Origin of the sequence: Oligoflexus sp. (assembly GCF_035638955.1) — a bacterium.
In the GTDB taxonomy this organism is placed as follows: domain Bacteria; phylum Bdellovibrionota_B; class Oligoflexia; order Oligoflexales; family Oligoflexaceae; genus Oligoflexus.
Window position 1 is genome coordinate 1 of sequence record NZ_DASQYZ010000388.1, and the last position, 3,463, is coordinate 3,463.

Below are 3,463 nucleotides of genomic sequence, written 5' to 3' on the forward strand. Positions count from 1 at the left end.
GGCCAATGGGGACGTGTGGTTGGGATGAATCATAAGCGATGTGCCATGTATCTTGATGGATCCAAGGGACAGAGCTGTGTCAGCTGGGACGATGTGATTCGATTGTTTGATGTGACCATGGCGTCGCGGACGTCTTCGGAATTGGGACAGGATTGTGGCAACAATTTTGCAGCGGAAAGGACAGAAGTATGACCTGGAAACTATCCATTGAGCGACCTCTGTCGGGCGCGATAAATCATATCGAGTTTTCGACTGCCGAGGCAGCGCTTCTGTATTTGAAAGACAACACTTGTCTTGTGCTTCATGAAATCGAAGGGCCTGAAGCTCAGGAGTCTAGGGCACCCAAGTCTCGTTTTTTAATTCAATGCAAGGAATCGAGTGGGGACTACGTACTCTGGTGGAAAGCAGATGAAAAAGGTTATACTTTCAATTTGGATGCAGCCGGTCTTTATACGGCCGAGGAAGCGGGAAGGATTTGTAACCTCCGTGAAATTGATGTAGCCTGGCGCGAGGATGAGGTGCGGAAGTGTGCCCAGAGTGTTGTGACTCTTTATGATCTTCGTCGTTTCGGAGTTATCTCCGTCCTGGAAGGCACTCGTGCCAAAAGATAGGACAATCGGCCGCCAGGCAAATAAGACAATCAAGGGGGCGCTAACTCGCTCCTCATACGAAGAGCGCTATAGGCTTCTGATGGATATTTATCGCTTTTCACCCCATATCAAACTCATCCGTCTTCTCAGAAAATATGAAGAATGCATACAGGTGCTTGAAGGACATGACCCTCAAATCGAAGGGCTTGTATTTAAAGCCTGGAAAACCAAAGGCTGGGACGATACAGGTATCGTTCGGTGCCTTAGGAAAGGATATCGCGGTATCAGGTGACGGAAGATTAATGTCGGCGTCCTTACAAAGCTAAAGGAAATCTCATGAGCTACGGTTTTCGCAATAACCTGATGTTGGGACTTTCATTCCTTGGATTTACGGCTTTGGTCTCGTGTGTTTCTGCACAGTCACGAATCCCCTTCTCATACGAGGATCATCTGGCGGAACGGAAATCAAGATTGGCGTCATTGAGCACTCTGCTCGAAAAAACACGGTCAGCGTTGTTTGATGATCGGGCCCGGTTTGATCATTGTTTTATGGACAGTTCGAACAGCAGGCTTGCAGGAGAACTAAAGGCAGCCATCAAGCTTGATGGGCCATCCTCCAGCAAGTTAACTATGCTTGAGATATCACCCCCAGAGGAGGCAAAGGATCGCGCCGAATTTGAGCGATGTGTGCGCATAGCGATAAATCGCATGGATATTGATTATGAGGATAATTTTTTCAATCCCCGTGTCGCAGTGCTAAGCCCAAGCTGGACCAGGTTGACCCGTACGATACTGGAACCGTCTAAGGTCCAGGTTCCTGCTGGTGAGGTTTGCATGCTATTGATAAGGCAATTTTATAAGTTCAAGACATGGGATCTTAGAAAAGTTGAGAAACAAATAGTCAGTGACAATTTCGATAAGCTTGGTGAGGAGGACGTGATTGTCTGCTCCAATCAGAACATCCCCGCGCATTTTAGGTGGGATATCCAAGACGTAAAGTCAAGGTATCCGAGCGCGAATCTGAACGGGTACATTGTCGTAGATGCCTTTGAATAAATGTCACGGATACGCTGCAACTAGGATCTTAAGGCCCTCGATATGGAGAGATCATGGCAGGATACGGCGAATAGCCTGGCACCGCTGGCAGATTCTCCAGCAACTGTAGAGATCCAGAAAAATAAATTGGGTCTGGCACGCCACCCTCGTTTTTACGTCAGAAAATACCTTAACCTCATGTTGTGAGCGCAGGGTTTCAAACTGTACATTGGCTGACTGGATACAGTCATAAAGCAGCGACGAGTCCGTCGGCTCATTGTTCAAGACATCAGCTTCAGACTTCGCTGCAATTTTCTGTGCTAATTCCTGTGCAAGATCTCTCACGCAATCAGAAGCTTCAGCAGTTCTAAGGTTGATACAGGTTTTCAGCAGCGCCCTCGTCGTTTAGTCACTTGGCGCGAGCCAGTTTGCCAAAGTCCTCTTCACTGGCCTGCAAATGCCCTCTGTCATCCAGGATCAGTATTCGATGCGGTAGACGGGATTTTTGTCGTGGTCAGCTTCCCGTTTATTGTATTTGATGGTGGTCGCGGGCGAGCTGTGGCCCAGGGTCCGCTGCACCTGATCAAGCGGCGCTTCGACCACATTCAAGAGGTGCCCCGCGAGCGTGGCCCGCATCGAGTGGGGCGAGTAGCGCCTCACTGTCGAGCACCTGATGCCTGAATTCTTCACGAGATTTTTCAGAATTTTTTCGAGCGCCGTCGCGGATATGGGTTGATTGCGGATGGGACTGAGCGAGGGGAAGAGCCACTGCTCAGGATTTTTCACGTCAAGCCCCAGCTCTCCGAGGCGCTCGATATGTTCCGTGATGCAGCGGAAGGCAAAGGGGTTGAGCGGGATCTCGTGAGGTTTGTCGCCCTTGATCCTGAGCGAGAGAATCCGGTGCCCCTTGACCTCGGCGAGATTCCGAACCTTCAGGTGCCTGATTTCCGCTGACCTGAGTCCTGTGTAGAAGCCCACGGCCAGGAGCGCCCGGTGGGAGGTGAAGGATTTTCGCTTGCCATCGAGTGCCGCAAAGAGCCGCCTCACCTCATCGTCACTGAAGTCGGCGGTCTCTCGCTTGTTGTCGGAGCGCGGACGTTTCAGGCCATAACTCAGGTCGCGCTCGATAAAGCCCTCGTGGGCAAGATGCCTGCAGAGGGAGGAAACAGCCGACATTTTTTTGAGGATGGTCTTTTGCGCCTGACCCCTGGTTTTAAGCCATTTCTGATAGAGGATCAGATGATCGCGGCTGAGTTCACTGATGCTCTGCATGTCCTGGAAGGCAAACCCTAAAAATTCGCGTCCCGTGCGGGCGTACTCGCGGCTCGTCAGCTCCGAGCCACGGGAGTGGAGGAAGGCCAGCATGGTTTTCTCGAGCCTCGGGTCCAGGGCCGGGAGGTTTGGCAGAATCTCAACATCCTTTTGAGATATTTCCAGCATTGGGAACTCCTGATTTTTTTGGAGTATGCCAGAGCCGTAAGGTTGGAAGAATGCGTTTTCTTCCAACCTTTCGGTTTTTTAAAATGCTAACCAGGGGTAGCTATCATCGCCAGCCTATAGGTATGCTACAATGACCATATATGGCTTTGTTGGAGGTCGCTTTATGGCAAAAAAGAAATCAAGTAAAAGGGTCGGCAAAAAAAGAGCTGGCAAGAAAAAAGCTGCTAAGAAAGCCACCAAGAAAAAAGCTGCCAAGAAGAAGGTAGTGAGAAAATCACATGGACGGGTGCGTGGACAGGCTAGCTCTCCTGATGACGACGAAGAGGAAGAAACAGATTATAGCGGCACTAAGAGTAAACTCTAATTTTTGGTTTTTCATGGATCAGCTCGAAATCGAT

Annotated in this window: 5 protein-coding genes; 4 read left to right on the forward strand and 1 reads right to left on the reverse strand. The window is 50.0% G+C overall.

All coding sequences use genetic code 11. The features are described from left to right. The 3 genes from VE954_RS33565 to VE954_RS33575 form a co-directional block, all read left to right on the forward strand. A partial coding sequence (locus tag VE954_RS33565) for a hypothetical protein (RefSeq protein ID WP_324961284.1) occupies window positions 1-192 on the forward strand: 192 nt, incomplete at its 5' end. Next, complete coding sequence (locus VE954_RS33570; protein WP_324961286.1) at window positions 189-611, forward strand: hypothetical protein; 423 nt, start codon at window positions 189-191, stop codon at window positions 609-611. The genes VE954_RS33565 and VE954_RS33570, both read left to right, overlap by 4 nt. A 315-nt stretch (window positions 612-926) precedes the next feature. After that, complete coding sequence (locus VE954_RS33575) at window positions 927-1,646, forward strand: hypothetical protein (protein WP_324961288.1); 720 nt, start codon at window positions 927-929, stop codon at window positions 1,644-1,646. Window positions 1,647-2,102: 456 nt separating this feature from the next. On the opposite strand, the gene VE954_RS33580 is transcribed toward VE954_RS33575, so the two are convergent. Beyond that, a complete protein-coding gene (locus VE954_RS33580) occupies window positions 2,103-3,065 on the reverse strand; it encodes a tyrosine-type recombinase/integrase (protein WP_324961290.1) in 963 nt (320 codons plus the stop codon). A gap of 163 nt (window positions 3,066-3,228) precedes the next feature. Here VE954_RS33580 and VE954_RS33585 point away from each other — a divergent pair, with 163 nt between their 5' ends. Continuing rightward, window positions 3,229-3,429: a hypothetical protein gene (locus VE954_RS33585; protein WP_324961292.1), complete on the forward strand. Its 201-nt coding sequence runs from the start codon at window positions 3,229-3,231 to the stop codon at window positions 3,427-3,429. Window positions 3,430-3,463: the final 34 nt, after the last annotated feature.